Source organism: Duganella sp., assembly GCF_039595735.1.
In the GTDB taxonomy this organism is placed as follows: domain Bacteria; phylum Pseudomonadota; class Gammaproteobacteria; order Burkholderiales; family Burkholderiaceae_D; genus Rugamonas.
Genome location: NZ_JBCNLB010000006.1, coordinates 278,076 through 298,408 on the forward strand (window position 1 = coordinate 278,076; position 20,333 = coordinate 298,408).

Sequence of the window (20,333 nt, forward strand, 5' to 3'; positions counted from 1 at the left end):
ATGACGCCCTTCCATGCTGGCGAATTGGCGATCCAGGAACGCGTAGGCGTGCGCGATCACATGGCCGGCGCGGCGGCATTCATCCGCGACTTCATGCCGGAGCAGCATCGCCAGTTTTATGGTGCGCTGCCGTTCTTCTTCCTTGGCGCGCTGGATGCGTCGGGCCAGCCGTGGGCCACCATGCTGGCGGCTGCTCCAGGCTTCATCAGCACGCCGGACGAATGCACGCTGCACATCAGCGGCGGCATGTTGGCCGGCGATCCGCTGGAAGGGCAAGTGCGCCTTGGCGATCATGTGGGCGGTCTGGGCCTGGAGCCGACCACGCGCCGCCGCAATCGCGTCAATGGCGAGATCGTGGCGGCGGACGAGGGCGGGCTGCGTATCGCCGTGACGCAGAGCTTCGGCAACTGCCCGCAGTACATCCAGCACCGTCAGCACAGCGCCGCGCCGGATGACGGCCACAAAGTGCAGGTGCTGCGCGGCGTGGCGCTGACGGCGGCTGATCGTGAACTGATCGCCCGCGCCGACACCTTCTTCATCGCCACCGCCAACATGAACGAGGAGGCGGGCCGTGGTCGCGGCGTCGACGTATCGCATCGCGGCGGCCGGCCTGGCTTTGTGCGCATTGATGACGAGCGCACGCTGACCTCGCCAGAATTTGTCGGCAACTTCTTCTTCAACACACTGGGCAACGTGAACGAGTACCCGCGTGCCGGCCTGCTGTTTATCGATTTCGAACGTGGTGACATGCTGCACATCGCGGTGGATGCGGAGATTATCTGGGACGGCCCGCAACTGCAGGCCTTTGCCGGCGCCGAACGGTTGCTGCGTTTCCATGTACGCGAAGTGGTGCGCAACGTCGCCGCGCTGCCGTTCCGCTGGACCGACGCGCAGCCCGCGATGCAAGTGGCCCGTACCGGCAGCTGGACTGAAGCGGACCGCGCGCAGTCCGCCGCTGTGATGTCGCAAAGCTGGCGTCCGTTCAACGTGGTGCAAGTGGTGCAGGAAAGCGCCGACGTGCGTTCCTTCTACCTTGAGCCTGCGGACGGCTTCGGCGTGGCCGCGCACGCGCCGGGACAATACATCACGCTGCGGGTGCCCGCGTGGGCCGAGGGCGGCGCGGCTTCGCAGGAGCGCAGCTACACGATTTCCGATGCCGCCAACGGCCGCAGCTACCGCATCAGCGTCAAGCGCGCCGGCGTGGTGTCGGCATGGCTGCACGCGCACCTTGCCCCCGGCGGGCAGATTGAGTTGATGGGACCTGGCGGCGACTTCGTGTTTGAAGAAGGCACCCAGCGTCCGGCGGTGATGCTATCGGCCGGCATCGGCATCACGCCCATGATCGCCATGCTGAACAGCGTGCTGGTTAACGGCAGCCGCACGCGCCACCGTCATCCGATCTACTTCATTCATGGCGCGCGCGAGGTGGCGCATCCATTTGCCGTGCACCTGCAAACGCTGGCGGCGGGGCACAACAACCTGGCGGTGCACGTACAGCGCGAGCGGCTCGACCTGCAACGCCTGCGCCAGCTGCTGCCGCCCGGTGATTACGATTTCTACCTGTGCGGCCCGACCGGCTTCATGCAAACGATGTATGCCGCCCTGCGCGAGCTGAATGTGCCCGACCAGCGCATTCGCTTCGAGTCGTTCGGTCCGAGTCGTCCGGTGCCTCAGCCCAGCGACTTGATGTAGCGGGGATCAACCTGCGCGCAATAGCTGGCGCAGGACTGGCGTGCCGCGTTGGCGGCGGCATGCACCAGCATCTCGGCATTGGTGTGAAGGCACATGGAGACGATAATCGACGGCGGTTCCGGCTGTACCGGCAGCTCAACGAATTCGCCGCTGTCGAGCAAGCCCGCCACGAACAGGCTGGGTATCGCGGCCACGCCATAACCATCCTTCATCAACTGCACAATCGCCGCCACCGACGGCGAGCAGGTGATGCGCGTCTGCTCCAGCGGCACCATGGCCAGGTTGGCCATCTTGCTGACGATCTCCTCCAGCATGCGGTGCGGCGCCGTGCCGCGCCCAAAGGTCAGGATCGGCAGTTGCAGCAGGCGCTGATTCAACCCTTCCTTGCGCGGGTCCAGCAGGCCTTTGCGCGCGATCCAGTGCAGCGGATAGGCCGCCAGCGCTTCAGACACGATATCGCTGCTTTCCACCCCCTCCACCTGAATCACCAGATCCAGCTCGCGGGCGCGCAGCCGGCGCTCCAGCACATTGCTCATGTCGACCGCCAGATCGACTTCGATTTCCGGATACAGCGCGTTCAGCTCACGGATGTACTGCGCCAGCCAGCTGTGCACCACCGATTCGATCACGCCCAGGCGCAAGCGGCCGCGCACCGCACTGTCCTTGTGCGCTGCCGCCTGCAGGCGGCGGGTCGCATCGACCACCGCTTTGGCATGACCCAGCAGGTATTCGGCATTGGCGGTGAGGCGGAAGTCCTTGCTGTTGCGGTCGATGAGCTCCGTTTGCAGCTCTTCTTCCAGCGTCTTGATGCGCAGGGAGATCGCGGCGGGCGTGGCGTGCAGCGCTTGCGCCGTCGCGCGGAAGCTGCGCAGCTGGGCGAGGATGACGAAGGTCTCCAAGAAGCGGGTATTCATGCAACAAGAATACCTTAACCCCATGCACCAGGATAGCGCAGAGTGGTAAGAAAAACTAAACAACAACAGCAACAATAACTAGATAGCCTGTGTGGTTATTCGAGATTATTCTTATCTCATGCAGTTTTAATATGATTAGCGAGCCAGCCATGACACCACTTGAATTGCGCCAGCAGGTCCGGAGCGGCGCCTTCCGCCAGCCCACCGCCGGTTATTGCGGTCCCTATGCCCAGGCCAACCTGGTCATCCTGCCGCAAGCGCATGCGCATGACTTCCTGCAGTTCAGCCAACGCAACCAGCGCGCATGTCCACTGCTGGCGGTGGGCGAGCCGGGGCAATGGAATCTGCCGCGCCTGGGCGCCGACCTGGACATCCGCAGCGACATCCCCGGCTACAACATTTATCGCGAAGGTAAATTGGCCGGGCAAACCTGGGCGCTGCATGAGGTCTGGCGGGATGACCTGGTGGTGTTTGCCATTGGCTGCTCGTTCTCGTTTGAGCACATGCTGCAGGAAGCGGGCATCCGTCTGCGCCATGTGGAGCAGCGCCGCAATGTCGCCATGTTCCGCACCAATATCCGTAACCATCCCGCCGGCCCGTTCGGCGGCGAGATGGTGGTCTCCATGCGGCCGATGAAAGCGGCCGATGCCATCCGCGCGATTCAGATCACCAGCCGCTATCCAGCGGTGCATGGCGCGCCGGTTCATCTGGGCGATCCAGGCCTGATCGGCATTACCGACATCTTGCAGCCCGACTACGGTGATGCGGTCGAGATCATGCCTGATGAAATCCCTGTGTTCTGGGCTTGCGGTGTGACACCGCAGGAAGCCATACGCCACGCGGGTCTGCCGCTGGTGATCACCCACCAGCCGGGCTACATGCTGGTGACCGACATACTCAATTCTTCACTCGCAGCTTTTTAATCTAAAAACAGCGCAGCACCGGAACGGGCCAATACCACTGGCCCGAACGGGGACTGCTGCGCCTTCAAAAAGGGGAACACGATGAGCACACAAGCACTAAGCACCGAACAGCGGGAAGGGTTCTTTTCCTGGTTTTTCGCCCTGACCGGCAAGGAGCGCCGCACCTTCTGGAGCTGCAAGATCGGTTACGCGCTGGACGCAATGGATACGCAGTTCCTCAGCTTCGTCATTCCCACGCTGATCGCCACCTGGGGCCTGTCCAAGGGCGACGCGGGCCTGATCGGCACGGTGACGCTGCTGACTTCCGCTGCCGGCGGCTGGATCGCCGGTATCCTGTCCGACCGCATCGGCCGCGTGAAAGCGCTGCAGATCACGATACTGTGGTTCGCCTTCTTCACCGTGCTGTGCGGTCTGGCGCAGAATTTCACCCAACTGCTATGGGCGCGCGGCCTGATGGGCTTTGGCATGGGCGGCGAGTGGACGGCCGGCGCCATCCTTATCGGGGAAGTCATCCGCGCCAAGGACCGTGGCAAAGCGGTCGGCATGGTGCAGGCCGGATGGGCGATCGGCTGGGGCGTGTCCGCACTGCTGTATGCCCTGATGTTCTCGCTGCTGCCGGCCGAATGGGCGTGGCGATCGCTTTTCCTGCTGGGGATACTGCCAGCGCTGTTCGTGATCTTTATCCGCCGCTTTGTCGATGAGCCGGAAGTGTACGTGGCCGTGAAAAAGAAGGCTGCGCGTGCCGAAGGCCAGCCATCGTTCTGGCAGATCTTTTCGCCAAAGATGCTGAGCGTGACCCTGCGCGCCGTGCTGCTGACCACCGGCGCACAAGGCGGCTACTACGCCATTACCACCTGGCTGCCGACTTTCCTCAAGACCGAACGCCACCTGACGGTGCTGGGCACCGGCGGCTACCTGGCCATGGTGATCGTCGGCTCCTATGTCGGCTACATCGTCAGCGCCTTCCTGACCGATTACCTGGGGCGCAAGAAGAACTTCATCCTGTTTGCCACCGGCTCGATGTGCATTGCCCTGGCTTATACCCGTTTGCCCGTGACCGATGGCGTGATGCTGTTCCTCGGCTTCCCGCTGGGCTTCTGCGTGTCCGGCGTGTTCAGCGGCATGGGCGCTTTTCTGACGGAGCTGTTCCCGACTGCCATCCGCGGCTCGGGCCAGGGCTTCAGCTACAACATGGGCCGCGCGGTGGGATCGCTGTTCCCGCTGATGATCGGCATGAGCAGCCAGTCGATGGCGCTTGGCGAGGCGATCGGCATCTTTGCCGGCACGGCGTACGGCGTCATGATCCTGGCGGCTTTGACCTTGCCGGAAACCGCCGGCAAACAACTCGAATCCTGAAGTACAGATCATATACACAGACTTAAAGGCATCATCATGAAAAACGACATCCCCGCTCAACAACTGCGCTGGCAATTCTGGGTCGACCGCGGCGGCACTTTCACCGACATCGTGGCGCGCCGCCCCGACGGCAAGCTGGTAACGCACAAGCTGCTGTCCGAGTGCCCGGAACGGTATGACGACGCGGTTACCCAAGGTATGCGCGAGATGCTGGGACTGAAAACCGGCGAACCGCTGCCAACCGGGCAGATTGAAGTCATCAAGATGGGCACCACGGTGGCAACCAACGCGCTGCTGGAGCGCAAGGGCGCGCGCACGGCGCTGGCCATCACGCGCGGTTTTGCCGACCAGCTGCGCATCGGTTATCAGGACCGACCGGACATCTTTGCCATGCACATCGCGCTGCCGGACCTGATCTACGAAGAGGTGATTGAAATCGACGAGCGCATCGGCGCGCGCGGCGAAGTATTGCAGGCGCCTGACGAAGCACTGCTGCGCCGCCAGTTCCAGACGCTGCGCGAACGCGGTATCGATGCAATTGCGATTGTGCTGATGCACGCCTACCGCTATCCTCAGCACGAGCAGCGCCTGCAGGTGCTGGCGGCGGAAGCGGGCTTCACGCAGATTTCGGTCAGCCACCAGGTCAGCCCTTTGATGAAAATCGTCGGTCGCGGCGACACGACAGTGGTGGACGCTTATCTGTCGCCGGTCCTGCGCGACTATGTATCGCGCGTCTCGGCTGATACCGGCGATACACGCCTGATGTTCATGCAGTCCAATGGCGGCCTGACGGACGCCAGCCGCTTCCAGGGCAAGGATGCGATCCTGTCCGGCCCCGCCGGCGGTATCGTCGGCGCGGTTAAAAGCTGCGAAGCGATAGGTTTGAAGCAGGTGATCGGCTTTGATATGGGCGGCACCTCGACCGACGTCGCCCATTATGACGGCACTTACGAGCGCGTATTCGAGACGGTGGTCGCCGGCGTGCGGGTGCGCGCGCCGATGATGCACATTCATACCGTGGCGGCGGGCGGCGGCTCGATCTGCAGCTTTGAGAACGGCCGCTTCAAGGTCGGCCCGGAGTCGGCTGGCGCCAACCCGGGGCCGGCGAGCTACCGCAAGGGCGGGCCGTTGACGGTCACCGACTGCAATGTAATGCTGGGCCGTATTCAGCCCGAGCACTTCCCGCACGTGTTTGGCCCCAACGGCGATCAGCCGCTGGACCGGGATGTGGTGGTGCGCCGCTTCAGCAAGCTGGCGGAGCAGATCCACGCCGAGACCGGCACGCGTTTGTCGCCGTCGGCGGTGGCGGATGGCTTCCTGGCGGTCGCAGTCGACAACATGGCGCAGGCGATCAAGTCGATTTCGGTGGAACGCGGTTATGACGTCAGCCGTTATGCCATGTGCTGCTTCGGCGGCGCGGGTGGCCAGCACGCCTGCCGTGTGGCCGACGTGCTGGGTATGAGCAAGATCGCGATCCATCCCTTTGCTGGCGTGCTGTCGGCATTCGGCATGGGCCTGGCGGACATCCGCGCCATGCGCGAAGCCGCCGTCGAGCAGCCGCTGACTGCAGCGACCCTGACCGCGCTGGAGCCGCAACTGGCTGCACTGGCGCAGCAGGCTGCCGATGAGCTATTGGCGCAGCAGGTCGCCCAGGCCGACATCAGCGTGGAACTGTGCGCCCGCTTGAAATACCAGGACAGCGATTCCACCTTCGTGGTCGCCCTGGGCAGCGAAGTGGCCATGGCCGAAGCCTTCTCCACGCTGTACCGCAGCCGTTTCGGCTTCGTGATGGAAGGCCAGCCGCTGGTCATCGAGTCCATCTCGGCAGAGGCCATCGGCGCTGGCGACGGCCTTGACTTTGAAATCTCGGTGCCGGCTGGTGGCGAACGCGTGACGGATGGCCGGGTCTACAGCTATGTAGACGGTGACACCGTGCCGATTCCGCTGTACGTGCGCGCTGAACTGCCGGTGGGCAGCCGCGTCGCCGGTCCGGCGCTGATCCGTGAAGCCATCGCCACCACCGTGGTGGACGCCGGCTGGAGCGCGCGCGTACTGCCCGACCATACGCTGCTGCTGGAGCGCGTGGTCGCAGCCGGCGCGGCGCACAGGATGACTACCGCGGTGCATCCGATACATCTGGAGATCTTCAACAACCTGTTCATGGCGATTGCCCGCCAGATGGGAACGACGCTGGAAAACACGGCCTACTCGGTCAACATGAAAGAGCGGCTGGACTTTTCCTGCGCGGTGTTCGACCGCCACGGCAACCTGATCGCCAACGCGCCGCATATTCCCGTCCATCTGGGATCGATGAGCGACAGCGTGCAGTGCGTGATTCGCCAGCATGCGGCCAGCATGGCGCCCGGCGATGCGTATGTACTCAACGTGCCATACAACGGCGGCACCCATCTGCCCGACATCACGGTAGTTTGTCCGGTCTACGGCAAGGATGCGGATGCGCCGCTCTTCTACGTCGCGGCGCGCGGCCACCACGGCGACGTCGGCGGCATTACGCCGGGCTCCATGCCGCCGAACAGCACCAGCATCCTGGAGGAGGGCGTCCTGCTGGATAACGTGAAGATCGTTGACCGGGGCGTGTTCCTGGAAAAGGAAGTGCGTGCGCTGTTTGCCGCCGGTCCCTGGCCGAGCCGCAATATCGACCAGAATATCGCCGACCTGATCGCGCAATTGGGTGCATGCGAAACGGGCGCCAACGAGTTGCTGAAAGCCGCCGCCACTTATGGCGAGGACGTGGTGCTGGCCTACATGCAGCATGTGCAGGATAACGCCGAGCAGGCGGTGCGCAAGGCCATCCGCAAGCTGCACGACGCCAGCTTCGCCTATGAAATGGATGACGGCGCGTTATTGCAGGTCAGGCTAACCATCGATCGCACCAACGGCAGCGCCATCGTCGACTTCACCGGCACCAGCGAACAGCGTCAGACCAACTTCAACGCGCCGCTGTCGGTGTGCAAGGCCGCCGTATTGTACGTATTCCGCACGCTGATCGACAGCGATATTCCGATGAACGAAGGTGTGCTCAAGCCATTGCACCTGATCGTGCCGGAAGGCTCGATGCTCAATCCGCGCTACCCGGCTGCGGTGGTCGCTGGGAATGTGGAGGTGTCGCAGTATGTCACCGATGCCTTGTACGGTGCGCTGGGCGTAATGTCCGCCTCGCAGGGGACGATGAACAACTTCACCTTCGGGAACGACGAGCACCAGTACTACGAAACCATCGCCGGTGGTTCGGGCGCGGGGCCGGGCTTTGACGGCACGGCTGCGGTGCAAACGCACATGACCAATTCGCGCATGACTGATCCGGAGGTGCTGGAGTGGCGTTTCCCGGTGTTGGTGGAGACGCATGCGATCCGCCGTGGCAGTGGCGGCGCCGGTGCGCATCGCGGTGGGGATGGTGCGCTGCGCCGCATCCGCTTCCTGGAAGCGATGACGGCCAATATCCTTGCCGGCCACCGCCGCATCGCACCGTTTGGCTTGCAGGGCGCGCAGTCAGGCGCTTTGGGGCGCAACTGGGTGGAGCGCGGCGATGGCTCGGTCGAGGAGTTCGGTGCGACGCATACCGCCGAGATGCGGGCAGGGGATGTCTTTGCGATTGAGACGCCGGGCGGCGGCGGCTTTGGCGCTAAATGAAAAAAAACAGGGAGATGACAATGAAAAAAGGCATGATGGCGCTTGCACTGAGCGCAGCAGCAGGGATGGCGGCGGCACAATCCAATGTAACCGTATATGGGATCTTTGATATGGCGCTGGTGCGTGAGAGCGGCGGCACGGCCTCCAGCACCAAGGTGACGAGCGGCGTAGAGTCCGGATCGCGCATCGGTTTCAAGGGCACGGAGGATCTGGGCGGCGGCATGTCGGCCATTTTCCTGATGGAGAATGGCTTCCAGGGCGATACCGGCGCCATGGGGCAGGGGGGCTTGCTGTTCGGCCGTCAGGCCTACGTGGGGTTGCAGGGCAGCGCGGGCACGGTGACCATCGGCCGGCAGTACACGCCGCAGTATCTGGCGGTGGCGGCGATCGATCCTTTCGGCTCGGGCACGGCGGGGGATACCAAGAATCTGATGGCGTCGACCGGCAATAGCGCCAGCCGCATGGATAATGCCGTCAAATACGCCTCGCCCTTGCTGCATGGCTTCAGCGGCGAGGTGGTGTACGGTGCCGGCGAAGTAGCCGGCCACGGCAGCGCCGGCCGCCAGTTCGGCGGTACGCTGGCGTATGCGAGCGGGCCGTTGACGCTGCGCTTGTCTTCGCACTATCGTAATAACGAGACGGCGACCGTGAAGAACGTCAGCAGCGCGCGCAACTCGGTGTTTACCGCGCTGTATGACTTCGGCGTAGCGAAAGCGCACTTTGCATATGGCGTGGACAAGGGCGTCAACAGCGCCTTGCCGCGTAATCTGGCCAATCCATTTGGCGCGTCGGTGGCGCCAACACCGTCCACCGACAGCGATGTGCTGCTGCTCGGCGTGACGGTGCCTGCGGGCCTGGGCACCTGGCTTGGTTCCTACATCCGCAAGAACGATAAAACCCGTTTCAATCAGGATGCCGAGCAGTTTGCGGCGGGCTATCGCTACTACCTGTCTAAGCGCACCGATTTGTACGGCGTGTACGGCTACATCCGCAACAAGAACGGCGCCGGCTACACGGTCGGCAGCTCGATTGAGGGCGGCACCGGCAACCGCGCGGTCAACCTCGGCATTCGCCATCTCTTCTAGGAGGAGCCATGTTCAAGCGTATTGTGATGGTGCTGCTGATGCTGTGGATGAGTATCGCGGGCGCGGCGGAGAAGGGCACGGCCGACGAGGCGGTGGCGATGGTGAAAAAAGCCGGCGAATTCCTGAAAAAGAATGGCAAAGAGAAGGCGTACGCCGAGTTTAATAATCCGAAGGGGCAGTTCATCCACAAGGACTTATACATCTTCACCTTCTCCGCCAATGGCGACGGCATCGAGACCGCCAATGGCGCCAACCAGAAGCTGGTCGGTAAAAACGTCAAGGAGATGAAAGATGCGGACGGCAAGTTCCTCATCAAGGACATACTTGCCGTCGGCATGGGCAAGGAAGGCAAAGGCTGGGTCGATTACAAATGGCCTAACCCGAGCACCGGCACCATTGATGCAAAGCGCACGTATGTCGAACGTGTCGACGACGTGATCATCGGCTGCGGCATCTACCAGTAGCCCTAGCGCTTAACGCTGGGTTTTGCCAGCGCCGGTCTTGTCATCCTCGCAGCCAGCGCGTGGGGCGTGGGCTGGCGCGGTTGAGTTGCCGTCGGTGTGGGCCTGGTTGCAATCGGTTTTGTTCTTGCTGTCCTTGCTGGCCTTGCGATCCTTGGCGTTTTGCGCCATCTTGTTGTTCTGACGGTTGCTGTTGTTCTGCATGGCGGTGGCGTTTTGCTCGCCGCTGGTGGCGTTGCTCTGGCCCTGCGTCGGCGTGCCGGTATTGCTGGTGCCCGAAGTTTGAGTTTGCGCGATGGCGGCCATGCTCATGGTAGCCGCGGCAAAAAATGCGATCAGTTTGGTATTCATGACAGTCTCCTGTAAAAAGGGTTATCGAAGGACCGGGTCCTTGGTTTCTGGGTGCGCCGTGGTCGGCGCGGCTTCCGGTGCGGCGGCCTTGCCATTGTGTTTGCCGCAATTGGCGCTGTTGGCGGCAGTGGTCTTGCCGGACTTGGCGTGCTGCTCGACACTCTCGCCGCCGCTGGCATCCACGCCGCCTTGCATGCCGGTGCAGTCCTTGTTCGCGGGCTTTTTGGCCTTGGCCGCTTTGCCTTCGCTGGTCTTCACTGCTGGATCAGGATTGGTTTGCTGGGCAACGGCCGTTGTACCCAGGAAGCCGGTCAGCAGCAACATTGCCAAAGTCGTTTTCATGATTGCCTCCATTGGAAGCCGTCATTGTTCCACCGAACAGGCGAACGCGGCGTAGGAGCATTTCCCGTGCTATGGTCGGACTGGAGGCGTCGTGTTGTTGCCGGTGACTTGGTGTTGCGATGGGGGGACGAACATTCTTTCACGCGGGCGCGTGGGCCGGCGTAGGACGATCTCCCGTGCCGATGTCAGTGCCGCAGTGAGCGGCGCATCACCAGTGGCGCGGGTTCCAGCGGATTGGCGTGCGAATACTCCAGCTCCTCGGCCAGCTCGAATTCATACGCGGCGTAGAAGTCGATCAGCTTGGGTTGATCCGCGCGCACGGCAAGGCGCACTTCCTCCACGCCGGCCGCCAGGCCGTGATGGATCACCGCCTCCAGCAAGTGCTGCGACAGATTGCTGCCCCGGTACGCCGGCAGTACACCCATCCGGCACACTTCCCATACATCTTGCTCCGAATCCAGCGGCAGCCAGCGCACAGAGCCGATCGGTTGATTGTCGACCTCCAAAACAAAACCGCCGCCATCGCGCAGGTGTTCTGCAACGATGACGGCGGTTTCGCGATGGCCACTGGAAGTGACGCTTACCTTGCCGGCCCACGCTGCACGCGTGAGCTCGGCAATCAGTTTGGCATCATCCTTTGTCGCTTCCCGGACCACAAGGTTCATGCCGGCTTCCTTAACGAATGCGCATGCCTGGCTCGGCGCCCGGCCATGGATTCAGGATGTAGATGCCTGGATTGGCTTTCTCATCCACGGCCGATGCGGCCATGACCATGCCCTCCGAGACGCCAAACTTCATCTTGCGCGGCGCCAGATTGGCCACCAGCACAGTCAGTTTGCCGATCAGGTCTTCCGGCTGATACATCGACTTGATGCCCGAGAAGACGTTGCGGTGGCGGCCTTCGCCAGCGTCCAGCGTCAGGCGCAGCAGCTTGTCCGAGCCTTCCACGTGTTCGCAGTTGACGATTTTGGCGATACGCAGGTCGACCTTGAAGAAGTCATCCACCGAGATTTCCGGCGCCATCACTTCAATGCCGGTTTCGGTCACGGCCACCGCTGGCGCGGCCTTGGCTTTGGCTGGCTTCTCGGCCTTGGCGGCAGGCGCGGCAGCTTGCGCGGCGGCCGCTTGCGGCGCGTCGAACAGGTCTTCGATCATCTTCGGATCAACGCGGGTCATCAGGTGCGAGTAAGCGCCGATGGTACGGCCCAGCATCGCGTTGGCGACCGCGCCGCTGGCGACATCGGTTTGCGCCCAGTCGAACTTCTCGTCGTTGAGGAACTTGGCCACGTTGGCGGCCACGCCCGGCAGCACTGGCGACAGCAGGATGGACAGCTGGCGGAACAGGATCAGCGCGGTGGTGCAGACGTCGTGCAGCTCGGCGGTTTTGGCTTCATCCTTGGCCAGTATCCATGGCTTGTTCTCATCCACGTACTGGTTGGCGAAGTCGGCGATCTCCATGATTTCGCGCAGGGCCTTGCCGAACTCGCGCGACTCGAAGCTGGCGGCGATGTTGGCCTGGCGTTCCACGCCATCGGCCGTCACCAGCGCGCGCTTGATCCACGACTGGGCGTTGTCGGACAGGCTGCTGGCCAGCTTGCCATCGAACTTCTTGGCGATGAAGCCGGCGCAGCGTGAGGCGATGTTGACGTACTTGCCGATCAGGTCCGAATTCACGCGCGCCACAAAGTCTTCGCCGGTGAAGTCCAGGTCTTCCACCTTGGAATTCAGCTTGAAGGCGATGTAGTAGCGCAGCCATTCCGGATTCATGCCCAGGTTCAGGTAGCGCAGCGGCGAGATGCCGGTGCCGCGCGACTTGGACATTTTCTCGTTGTTGACGGTCAGGTGGCCGTGCACCGCCACGCGCATGCGCTCGATGGTCGGATGATCGGCAAACTTCAGCATCGCCGGCCAGAACAGCAGGTGGAAAGACACGATGTCCTTGCCGATGAAGTGGATCTGCTCGGTGCCCGGGTCTTTCAGGAAGGCGTCATAGTCGATGCCTTTCTTGCCGAAGTAATTCTTCAACGAAGCCAGGTAACCGACCGGCGCATCCAGCCAGACGTAGAAGTACTTGCCCGGCGCGTCAGGAATCGGGATGCCGAAGTAAGGCGCGTCGCGCGAGATATCCCAGTCGGCCAGCTTTTCACCGGCTTCACCCAGCCACTCGGACACCTTGTTGACCATCTCCGGCTGGAGGCGGCCCGGGGTGTTCAGCCAGTCGCGCAGGAACTCGTAGCAGCGCTTGTCCGACAGCTTGAAGAAATACTGTTCCGACGGCTTCAGCACCGGCGTGGCGTTGGTGAACACCGAGAACGGGTTCACCAGGTCGGTCGGCTGGTAAGCGGCGCCGCACACCTCGCAGTTGTCGCCGTACTGGTCCTTGGCGCCGCATTTCGGGCACTCGCCCTTGATGTTGCGGTCGGCCAGGAACATGCCCTTGACCGGGTCGAAGAAGCGGTCCACGGTCTTGGTCTGGATCAGGCCGGCATCGCGCAGCTTGCGGTAGATGCCTTGCGACAGTTCGACGTTTTCCGGCGAATCGGTCGAATACCAGTTGTCAAAAGCGATATGGAAACCGTCCAGGTACTGGGCGCGGCCGGCGGCGATCTTGGCCACGAATTCCTGCGGCGTGATGCCTTCCTTCTCGGCGGCGATCATGATCGGCGTGCCGTGGGTGTCGTCGGCGCCCACAAAGTGGACTTCGCGCGGCGTATATTGACCATTCGCGCCGTCGCGCTGCATTCGCTGGAACCGGACCCAGATGTCGGCCTGGATGTACTCCATCATGTGGCCAATATGGAAAGCGGCATTAGCGTAGGGCAGGGCAGTGGTGACGAACAGCTTGCGAGTCATGGTTGTTGCACTTTGTGGGTGGAAAAAGAGCATTTTAACAGCGGATGCGGCTATTGCGCATGTTGCGCTAGAATGAAGGTCTAATCAACGGAGAGTTACATGAGCATCGCAGTAGAAGACGTCAAGGCCGCCCTGTCGAAAATTGTTGATCCAAATACAACTAAAGACTACGTGAGCGGCAAGTCGGTCAAGAATTTGAAGGTCGATGGCAGCGATGTGTCGCTGGACATCGAACTGGGTTACCCGGCCAACAGCCAGATCGATGGCATCCGCAGCAGCGTGATAGCCGGCCTGAAAACCCTGCCCGGCATCGGCAATATCAGCGTCAGCGTACACAGCAAGATCATTGCGCACACCGTGCAGCGCGGCCTGAAGCCGATGGTCAATGTGAAAAACATCATTGCCGTGGCCTCGGGCAAGGGCGGCGTGGGCAAATCGACCACCGCCGTCAACCTGGCGCTGGCATTGGCCGCCGAGGGCGCGTCGGTCGGCCTGCTGGATGCCGATATCTACGGCCCGTCGCAGCCGATGATGCTGGGCGTGTCCGGCCGTCCGGAAACCAAGGATGGCAAGTCGATGGAGCCGCTGGAAAACTACGGTGTGCAGGTATCTTCCATTGGTTTCCTGATCGATCCAGACGAGCCGATGGTCTGGCGCGGCCCCATGGTCACCCAGGCCCTGCAGCAACTGCTGGAGCAAACCAACTGGCGCGACCTGGATTACCTGATTGTCGATATGCCGCCAGGCACCGGCGACATCCAGCTGACCCTGTCGCAAAAAGTGCCGGTCACCGGCGCCGTGATCGTCACCACGCCGCAGGACATCGCCCTGCTGGACGCGCGCAAAGGTCTGAAAATGTTCGAGAAAGTCGGCATCCCCATCCTCGGCGTGGTCGAGAACATGAGCGTGCACATCTGCACCAACTGCGGTCATGCGGAAGAAATCTTCGGCCATGGCGGTGGCGAAAAGATGTGCAAGGACTTCGGCGTCGACTTCCTCGGCGCGCTGCCGCTGACCATGGCGATCCGCGAGCAGGCCGATTCCGGCAAGCCGACCGTGGTGGCCGATCCGGACGGCAAGGAAGCGGCGATCTACAAGCAAATCGCCCGCAAGGTGGCGGTGCAAGTGGCCGAAAAGGCCAAGGATATGACCAGCAAGTTCCCTACTATTGTTGTCAAAAACGACTAAACAGGAGAATCAACATGATGAAATCGGTATTGGCTGCAACTCTGATGTCCCTGAGCGCTGCGGCGTTCGCGCAGCAATCGGTGTCCTTTGTCGAGCCGGCCAACGGCGCGACCGTCAGCAGCCCGTTCAAGGTCAAGTTCGCGGTGACCGGCATGGAAGTCAAGCCGGCCGGCGACATGACGGCCAATACCGGCCACCATCATTTGCTGGTGAACGCCACCCCGATCAAGGCCGGCGAAGTGATCCCGGCCGATGAAAAGCACATCCACTTCGGCAAAGGCCAGACCGAAACCGAATTGAATCTGCCGCCGGGCAACTACACCTTGACCATGCAGTTTGCCAACGGCCTGCACCAGGCGTATGGCCCTGCCATGAACAAGGAAATCAAGATCACCGTCAAGTAATGCCAGCACGGCCAGCCGTCCTCAGCATCCGCAAAGCCCCGCGCCAGAGCCGCTCCGCCCACACGGTGGACGCGATACTGGAAGCGGCGGCGCTGGTGCTGGAGGAGGGCGGGCTGGAAAGCTTCAACACCAATGCCGTGGCCCGTCGCGCGGGCGCCAGCATCGGCACGCTGTACCAATACTTTCCCAGCAAGGATGCCCTGACCCTGGCGCTGCTGCAGCGCGAGGAAGGCAAATACCGCGAAGCCGCAACCGCCGCCGCCGGATTGCCCGACTGGCGTGCAGCTCTAGGCACCTTCATCGAAGTCTCCGCCCGCCAGCAACTGGAGCGTCCCAACCTGGCGCGCCTGCTGGATCAGGAGGAAGGCCGACCCGACATCCGTGCCGCACTGGACAAAGGCCACAGCTTCGTCGTGCTGATGACCACCATTCTTGAGCGAGCAGGCCGTAGCGACAGCCAACTGGCCGCCGCCGACCTGCTGGCCCTGATCCGCGGCATGACCGACGCCGCCGGCGAACGCGGCGAGCGCGACCCCGACGACTTGGCCCGTCGCATCAATGCAGCCGCCTTCGGCTATCTCAACACGATTATATGAACACTACTTTGGAAACCCCGGCGCTGTTGCTGGATGAGGTGCGCTTGCAGCGCAATCTGGAGCGCATGCAGTTACGCATGGATCAGCTGGGCGTGGCGTTCCGGCCGCATGTGAAGACCAGCAAGTGTCTTGAGGTGGTGCGGCGGCAGGTGGCGGCTGGGGCGCGTGGCATTACCGTGTCCACGCTCAAGGAGGCGGAGGAGTTCTTCCGCGCCGGCATCAACGACATTTTGTACGCGGTCGGCATCGTGCCGAACAAGCTGGATCACGCGCTTAGGCTGATACGTGAAGGCCTGCGTCTTACGCTGCTGCTGGAGTCGGTAACGATGGCGGAACAGGTAGCCCGCCACGGCACCGAGCATGGCGTCTGCTACGACGTGATGATCGAGATCGACACCGACGGCCACCGCTCCGGCGTCAAACCGGACGATCCGGTGCTGCTGCGCATCGCCGCCGCGCTGCAGGGCGGCGCGCGCCTCAAAGGCGTGATGACGCACGCCGGCGCCTCCTACGATTGCACCACGCCCGAGGCGCTGCAGGCCATGGCCGAGCAGGAGCGCTCGCGCTGCGTTGCCGCTGCCACGCTGCTGCGCAATGGCGGCCATGCATGCGAAGTGGTCAGCGTCGGCTCCACGCCCACCGCGCTGAGCGCCCAACATCTGGACGGCGTGACCGAAGTGCGCGCCGGCGTCTACGTGTTCTTTGACATGGTGATGGCCGATGTCGGCGTCTGCACCACCGACGACATCGCCATCAGCGTGCTGTGCACGGTCATCGGCCACCAGGCCGACCAGGGCTGGGTCATCACGGACGGCGGCTGGATGGCCATGAGCCGCGACCTCGGCCATGACAGCCACGGCTACGGCCAGGTCTGCGACGCCGACGGCCAGCCCATCACCGATCTCAGCTTCGGCAAAGCCAACCAGGAGCACGGCGTGCTGCAATGGACCGGTGCCGCGGGCGTCGATATCAGCCAACGCTTCCCGGTCGGCAGCAGCCTGCGCATCCTGCCCAATCACGCCTGCGCCACCGCCGCGCAGCACGGCCAGTACCATGTGCTCCCGCAAAACGGCGGTGACTGGCAGGTCTGGCCGCGCTTTAACGGCTGGTAAATGCGAGCAATCCGTTCAAGGCGGTGCCAAGTCATTGATCCCAAAGGTTTTTGCGCCGCCGGAAAGCGAGTTGAGGGCAGCGCGGGCCGGTCTTATTCTGATGACTCCAATCACAGGAGTCAGACCCATGAAATTCAATCACATCAGCTTCCCATCCAGCGACGTCAAAGCCACCGCCAACTTCTTCGTGCAGCACCTGGGCTGCACGCTGGAATACATCGGCCCCGACGCTGCCGTCCTCAAGCGTGCAGGTTTCGACATCGTCATCGAGGCCAAAGACCACGCCGTGGTGTGGCCGCACAACTTCCATCTCGGCTTTGAGCTGGCCTCGGTCGATGAGCTCGGCGAGCTGTACCAGCATCTGCTGGCGCAGGGCGTGACCATGCAAACTGGCCTGTTCAAGCATGAACGGGGATCGCGCTTCTTCTGCGCCGCGCCCGGCGGCCTGCTGTTCGAAATGAACACCCGCGCCGACGCCGCGGAACGCTACCGGGCCAGCTTTGAGCGCCAAGCCAGCGCCGACGCGGTAAAATAGCTGCTTTTATATCTCAGCATTTTTACTTCGATGACTAACGCACCAGCCAAGCCAGTCCGTACCCGTTTCGCACCCAGCCCGACCGGCTACCTCCACCTCGGCGGCGCCCGCACGGCGCTGTATTCGTGGGCTTTCGCCCGTCACTTCGGCGGCACCTTCGTGCTGCGCATTGAAGACACCGACCTGGAGCGCTCCACCCCGGAAGCCGTGCAAGCGATTATCGAGGGCATGGCCTGGCTGGGCCTGAACCACGATGAAGGCCCGTTCTACCAGATGAAGCGCATGGACCGCTACCGCGAGGTGGTGGCCCAGATGCTGGAAGCCGGCACCGCCTACCACTGCTACTCGTCGCCGGAAGAAGTGCAGGCCATGCGCGACCGCGCCACCGCCGCTGGCGAAAAGCCGCGTTACGACGGCACTTGGCGCCCAGAGCCGGGCAAAGTGCTGCCGGCCATTCCGGAAGGCCGCAAGCCGGTGGTCCGCTTCAAGAACCCGCTGGATGGAGAAGTGACTTGGAACGATTTCGTCAAAGGCACCATCACCATCGCCAATAAGGAACTGGACGACCTGGTGATCGCCCGTCCGGACGGCACCCCGACCTACAACTTCTGCGTGGCCATCGACGATCTGGACATGGAAATCAGCCACGTCCTGCGCGGTGACGACCACGTCAACAACACCCCGCGCCAGATCAACATCCTGCGCGCCATCGGCGCACCGCTGCCGGAATACGGCCACCTGCCGATGATCCTGGGTTCGGACGGCGCCAAAATGTCCAAGCGCAAGGACGCGGTCAACGTCATGCAATACCCGGCCGAAGGCTATCTGCCGGAAGCCATCCTGAACTATTTGGCGCGCCTGGGCTGGAGCCACGGCGACGATGAAGTGTTCTCGATGGAGCAGGTATGCCAGTGGTTTGACGGCACCCACCTGTCCAACTCGGCCGCCCAGTTCAACATCGAAAAACTGAACTGGCTGAACAACCACTATATTAAGCAGGCTGACAACGAGCGCCTGGCCGAGCTGGCCAAAGCGCGCATGTTGGCCAACGGCGCCGTGTTCGATGGCGCGCCGTCGCTGCCTGTCGTGCTGGGCCTGATGAAAGAGCGCACCAACACCGTCAACGAACTGGCCGATGCCGCCATGTTGTTCTTCCGCGAGCCGCAACCGGATGCTGCGCTGCTGACCCAGCACGTCACCGACGCCGTCAAGCCGGCGCTGGCCGATTTTGCCGAGCGTTGCAAAACGGTGGAGTGGAACAAGGCTGCGCTGGCCGCCATGATCAAGGAAGTGCTGGCGGCGCATGGCCTGAAAATGCCGCAGATCGCCATGCCGCTGCGTCTGTTCGTCACCGGTCAGCTGCAAACGCCGGCCATCGACGCCGTGCTGGAAATCTTCGGCCGCGACACCGTTGTGGCGCGTGTGGCGAAGTTCCTCTAAGTTTTTCATTGAAGCAGGGGCAAAGTTGCAAAAGGGTATTTGCATAATACGGCGCCTCTGCTATACTCTTGTCTCTCGCGCAAACGGGGGTATAGCTCAGCTGGGAGAGCGCTTGCATGGCATGCAAGAGGTCAGCGGTTCGATCCCGCTTACCTCCACCAGTTTGCAGAGAGTGTAGTACGGTAGTTCCAAGGTCCCCATCGTCTAGAGGCCTAGGACATCACCCTTTCACGGTGAGTACCGGGGTTCGAATCCCCGTGGGGACGCCAGCTTCGCCAAGGCTGGTCAGTAGTAAGGCTTCTGTGCCCTGAGGGGGTATAGCTCAGCTGGGAGAGCGCTTGCATGGCATGCAAGAGGTCAGCGGTTCGATCCCGCTTACCTCCACCAACAAGCACGGGAGAGTAGTTAAGGTAGTGCCGAGGTCCCCATCGTCTAGAGGCCTAGGACATCACCCTTTCACGGTGAGTACCGGGGTTCGAATCCCCGTGGGGACGCCAGCGATGCCAACGTTGGTCGGTAGCAGTAATGTGTTTTACGCCCGGGGGGTATAGCTCAGCTGGGAGAGCGCTTGCATGGCATGCAAGAGGTCAGCGGTTCGATCCCGCTTACCTCCACCAATAGCGTAGAATGCAAACAGAGAAGTTCCTTGGTCCCCATCGTCTAGAGGCCTAGGACATCACCCTTTCACGGTGAGTACCGGGGTTCGAATCCCCGTGGGGACGCCAAACAGCGAAAGTAAATGACCAAGCCGCCACTGAAGCGGCTTTTTTGTTTTCTGCGCCTCCCTCCGCGCAACAATCTGCGCATTTTCCGCCTTGGCAACATGCTATCCTTGTGGAAATGATCACAGGGCTTGAAGACATTTTTCACGAAAGAGTTGGATGAAGATGCTTCGCGCTCTGAAGGTGTTTTTCGCGTTTTCGTTATTGGCACCCGCGGTCTTTGCATATGACATGTCTTCGAATAGCCTCTGGGTGGCGGTCAAGGTGGACTTCACCTTGGATGGGTCTGAGATATAAGAAATGATGAAGTTCCATACTTGTGAATAAGCCTCCGCTATCGCGCAGCGCCGATCGCTTGCATTGGGCGCCAGCAACCGGCCAGAAGCAGCCCGTCAGGAAAACGAAGTCCATGATACACAACGCTAAAAATGAGTATTAAGAACCAACTCCCAAATACGATTACGGTCACGCCTAACGGTGATGAAATCGGCTCGCCAGAAGTGGCGAATGGCATACATCACTTTCTGTCGGCGTCGGTCAACGTCGCCAACAAGGACATCTGCCTGAATTTTTCCACGCGTCCCCTCCGTGCCAATATAACTTGAGACACCTACCCGATTAATTTAGAGTACAGCGGTAGGTCCCCAATATGCACAACCGAAAGCATCAAATTAGCACTCCAGCAGCCCATCAAGACAGCCTCAACGC

At 62.0% G+C, this 20,333-nt stretch carries 17 protein-coding genes and 6 tRNA genes; 18 read left to right on the forward strand and 5 right to left on the reverse strand.

Annotated features, from left to right (window positions below; translation table 11 throughout):
- A complete protein-coding gene (locus ABDW57_RS14320) occupies window positions 1-1,692 on the forward strand; it encodes a pyridoxamine 5'-phosphate oxidase family protein (protein ID WP_343730850.1) in 1,692 nt (563 codons plus the stop codon).
- Here ABDW57_RS14320 and ABDW57_RS14325 read toward each other — a convergent pair.
- On the reverse strand, window positions 1,671-2,606 hold the full coding sequence (locus ABDW57_RS14325; protein WP_343730851.1) for a LysR family transcriptional regulator: 936 nt from the start codon (window positions 2,604-2,606) through the stop codon (window positions 1,671-1,673). The two genes, ABDW57_RS14320 and ABDW57_RS14325, sit on opposite strands and share 22 nt — an antisense overlap.
- A 149-nt stretch (window positions 2,607-2,755) precedes the next feature.
- On the opposite strand from ABDW57_RS14325, the gene ABDW57_RS14330 reads away from it, so the two are divergent.
- From ABDW57_RS14330 to ABDW57_RS14350, 5 genes are all read left to right on the forward strand, one after another.
- A complete protein-coding gene (locus ABDW57_RS14330) occupies window positions 2,756-3,529 on the forward strand; it encodes a putative hydro-lyase (RefSeq protein ID WP_343730852.1) in 774 nt (257 codons plus the stop codon).
- Window positions 3,530-3,610: 81 nt separating this feature from the next.
- The gene (locus ABDW57_RS14335; RefSeq protein ID WP_343730853.1) at window positions 3,611-4,885 is read left to right on the forward strand and encodes an MFS transporter; all 1,275 of its coding nucleotides are present in this window, start codon (window positions 3,611-3,613) and stop codon (window positions 4,883-4,885) included.
- Window positions 4,886-4,921: 36 nt separating this feature from the next.
- The gene (locus ABDW57_RS14340) at window positions 4,922-8,536 is read left to right on the forward strand and encodes a hydantoinase B/oxoprolinase family protein (RefSeq protein WP_343730854.1); all 3,615 of its coding nucleotides are present in this window, start codon (window positions 4,922-4,924) and stop codon (window positions 8,534-8,536) included.
- A 20-nt stretch (window positions 8,537-8,556) separates the two neighbouring features.
- Window positions 8,557-9,621 (forward strand): porin, encoded by a 1,065-nt coding sequence (locus ABDW57_RS14345; RefSeq protein WP_343730855.1) that lies wholly within the window; start codon window positions 8,557-8,559, stop codon window positions 9,619-9,621.
- An 8-nt stretch (window positions 9,622-9,629) separates the two neighbouring features.
- Window positions 9,630-10,085 (forward strand): cache domain-containing protein, encoded by a 456-nt coding sequence (locus ABDW57_RS14350; RefSeq protein ID WP_343730856.1) that lies wholly within the window; start codon window positions 9,630-9,632, stop codon window positions 10,083-10,085.
- Window positions 10,086-10,094: 9 nt separating this feature from the next.
- Here the strand turns inward: ABDW57_RS14350 and ABDW57_RS14355 are convergent, their stop codons facing one another.
- The 4 genes from ABDW57_RS14355 to metG form a co-directional block, all read right to left on the reverse strand.
- On the reverse strand, window positions 10,095-10,433 hold the full coding sequence (locus ABDW57_RS14355) for a hypothetical protein (RefSeq protein WP_343730857.1): 339 nt from the start codon (window positions 10,431-10,433) through the stop codon (window positions 10,095-10,097).
- A 21-nt stretch (window positions 10,434-10,454) separates the two neighbouring features.
- Window positions 10,455-10,775 carry a hypothetical protein gene (locus ABDW57_RS14360; protein WP_343730858.1) on the reverse strand — a complete coding sequence of 107 codons (321 nt, stop codon included), beginning with the start codon at window positions 10,773-10,775 and terminating at the stop codon, window positions 10,455-10,457.
- A gap of 185 nt (window positions 10,776-10,960) precedes the next feature.
- Window positions 10,961-11,440, reverse strand: a complete 480-nt coding sequence (locus tag ABDW57_RS14365; protein ID WP_343730859.1) for a GNAT family N-acetyltransferase — start codon at window positions 11,438-11,440, stop codon at window positions 10,961-10,963.
- Between the two features lie 10 nt (window positions 11,441-11,450).
- A complete protein-coding gene (gene metG, locus ABDW57_RS14370; protein ID WP_343730860.1) occupies window positions 11,451-13,661 on the reverse strand; it encodes a methionine--tRNA ligase in 2,211 nt (736 codons plus the stop codon).
- A gap of 66 nt (window positions 13,662-13,727) precedes the next feature.
- Between metG and apbC the strand changes: the two genes are divergently transcribed.
- The 12 genes from apbC (at window position 13,728) to ABDW57_RS14430 (ending at window position 19,628) form a co-directional block, all read left to right on the forward strand.
- Window positions 13,728-14,816, forward strand: a complete 1,089-nt coding sequence (apbC, locus tag ABDW57_RS14375; RefSeq protein ID WP_343730861.1) for an iron-sulfur cluster carrier protein ApbC — start codon at window positions 13,728-13,730, stop codon at window positions 14,814-14,816.
- Window positions 14,817-14,830: 14 nt separating this feature from the next.
- Complete coding sequence (locus ABDW57_RS14380; protein WP_343730862.1) at window positions 14,831-15,220, forward strand: DUF4399 domain-containing protein; 390 nt, start codon at window positions 14,831-14,833, stop codon at window positions 15,218-15,220.
- Window positions 15,220-15,816 (forward strand): helix-turn-helix domain-containing protein, encoded by a 597-nt coding sequence (locus ABDW57_RS14385; protein ID WP_343730863.1) that lies wholly within the window; start codon window positions 15,220-15,222, stop codon window positions 15,814-15,816. The genes ABDW57_RS14380 and ABDW57_RS14385 overlap by 1 nt, the downstream gene beginning before the upstream one ends.
- Complete coding sequence (locus ABDW57_RS14390) at window positions 15,813-16,928, forward strand: alanine racemase (protein ID WP_343730864.1); 1,116 nt, start codon at window positions 15,813-15,815, stop codon at window positions 16,926-16,928. The genes ABDW57_RS14385 and ABDW57_RS14390 overlap by 4 nt, the downstream gene beginning before the upstream one ends.
- A 127-nt stretch (window positions 16,929-17,055) precedes the next feature.
- A complete protein-coding gene (locus ABDW57_RS14395; RefSeq protein WP_343730865.1) occupies window positions 17,056-17,463 on the forward strand; it encodes a VOC family protein in 408 nt (135 codons plus the stop codon).
- Window positions 17,464-17,493: 30 nt separating this feature from the next.
- Window positions 17,494-18,903 (forward strand): glutamate--tRNA ligase, encoded by a 1,410-nt coding sequence (gene gltX, locus ABDW57_RS14400; protein ID WP_343730866.1) that lies wholly within the window; start codon window positions 17,494-17,496, stop codon window positions 18,901-18,903.
- An 85-nt stretch (window positions 18,904-18,988) separates the two neighbouring features.
- Window positions 18,989-19,064, forward strand: a tRNA-Ala gene (locus ABDW57_RS14405).
- A 32-nt stretch (window positions 19,065-19,096) separates the two neighbouring features.
- Window positions 19,097-19,172: transfer RNA gene (locus ABDW57_RS14410), tRNA-Glu, on the forward strand.
- 42 nt (window positions 19,173-19,214) lie between these two features.
- A tRNA-Ala gene (locus ABDW57_RS14415) sits at window positions 19,215-19,290 on the forward strand.
- 34 nt (window positions 19,291-19,324) lie between these two features.
- Window positions 19,325-19,400, forward strand: a tRNA-Glu gene (locus ABDW57_RS14420).
- 44 nt (window positions 19,401-19,444) lie between these two features.
- Window positions 19,445-19,520 (forward strand) — tRNA-Ala (locus tag ABDW57_RS14425).
- Window positions 19,521-19,552: 32 nt separating this feature from the next.
- Window positions 19,553-19,628, forward strand: a tRNA-Glu gene (locus ABDW57_RS14430).
- Window positions 19,629-20,333: the final 705 nt, after the last annotated feature.

Excerpts from the sequence above, each read along its gene's own strand:
- metG (WP_343730860.1), bottom strand. The coding sequence starts at position 13,661 with ATGCTCTTTTTCCACCCACAAAGTGCAACAACCATGACTCGCAAGCTG.
- ABDW57_RS14365 (WP_343730859.1), bottom strand. The coding sequence starts at position 11,440 with ATGAACCTTGTGGTCCGGGAAGCGACAAAGGATGATGCCAAACTGATT.
- ABDW57_RS14380 (WP_343730862.1), top strand. The coding sequence starts at position 14,831 with ATGATGAAATCGGTATTGGCTGCAACTCTGATGTCCCTGAGCGCTGCG.
- ABDW57_RS14325 (WP_343730851.1), bottom strand. The coding sequence starts at position 2,606 with ATGAATACCCGCTTCTTGGAGACCTTCGTCATCCTCGCCCAGCTGCGC.
- ABDW57_RS14345 (WP_343730855.1), top strand. The coding sequence starts at position 8,557 with ATGAAAAAAGGCATGATGGCGCTTGCACTGAGCGCAGCAGCAGGGATG.
- gltX (WP_343730866.1), top strand. The coding sequence starts at position 17,494 with ATGACTAACGCACCAGCCAAGCCAGTCCGTACCCGTTTCGCACCCAGC.
- ABDW57_RS14390 (WP_343730864.1), top strand. The coding sequence starts at position 15,813 with ATGAACACTACTTTGGAAACCCCGGCGCTGTTGCTGGATGAGGTGCGC.
- ABDW57_RS14340 (WP_343730854.1), top strand. The coding sequence starts at position 4,922 with ATGAAAAACGACATCCCCGCTCAACAACTGCGCTGGCAATTCTGGGTC.
- ABDW57_RS14385 (WP_343730863.1), top strand. The coding sequence starts at position 15,220 with ATGCCAGCACGGCCAGCCGTCCTCAGCATCCGCAAAGCCCCGCGCCAG.
- apbC (WP_343730861.1), top strand. The coding sequence starts at position 13,728 with ATGAGCATCGCAGTAGAAGACGTCAAGGCCGCCCTGTCGAAAATTGTT.
- ABDW57_RS14360 (WP_343730858.1), bottom strand. The coding sequence starts at position 10,775 with ATGAAAACGACTTTGGCAATGTTGCTGCTGACCGGCTTCCTGGGTACA.
- ABDW57_RS14320 (WP_343730850.1), top strand. The coding sequence starts at position 1 with ATGACGCCCTTCCATGCTGGCGAATTGGCGATCCAGGAACGCGTAGGC.
- ABDW57_RS14355 (WP_343730857.1), bottom strand. The coding sequence starts at position 10,433 with ATGAATACCAAACTGATCGCATTTTTTGCCGCGGCTACCATGAGCATG.
- ABDW57_RS14350 (WP_343730856.1), top strand. The coding sequence starts at position 9,630 with ATGTTCAAGCGTATTGTGATGGTGCTGCTGATGCTGTGGATGAGTATC.
- ABDW57_RS14335 (WP_343730853.1), top strand. The coding sequence starts at position 3,611 with ATGAGCACACAAGCACTAAGCACCGAACAGCGGGAAGGGTTCTTTTCC.
- ABDW57_RS14395 (WP_343730865.1), top strand. The coding sequence starts at position 17,056 with ATGAAATTCAATCACATCAGCTTCCCATCCAGCGACGTCAAAGCCACC.
- ABDW57_RS14330 (WP_343730852.1), top strand. The coding sequence starts at position 2,756 with ATGACACCACTTGAATTGCGCCAGCAGGTCCGGAGCGGCGCCTTCCGC.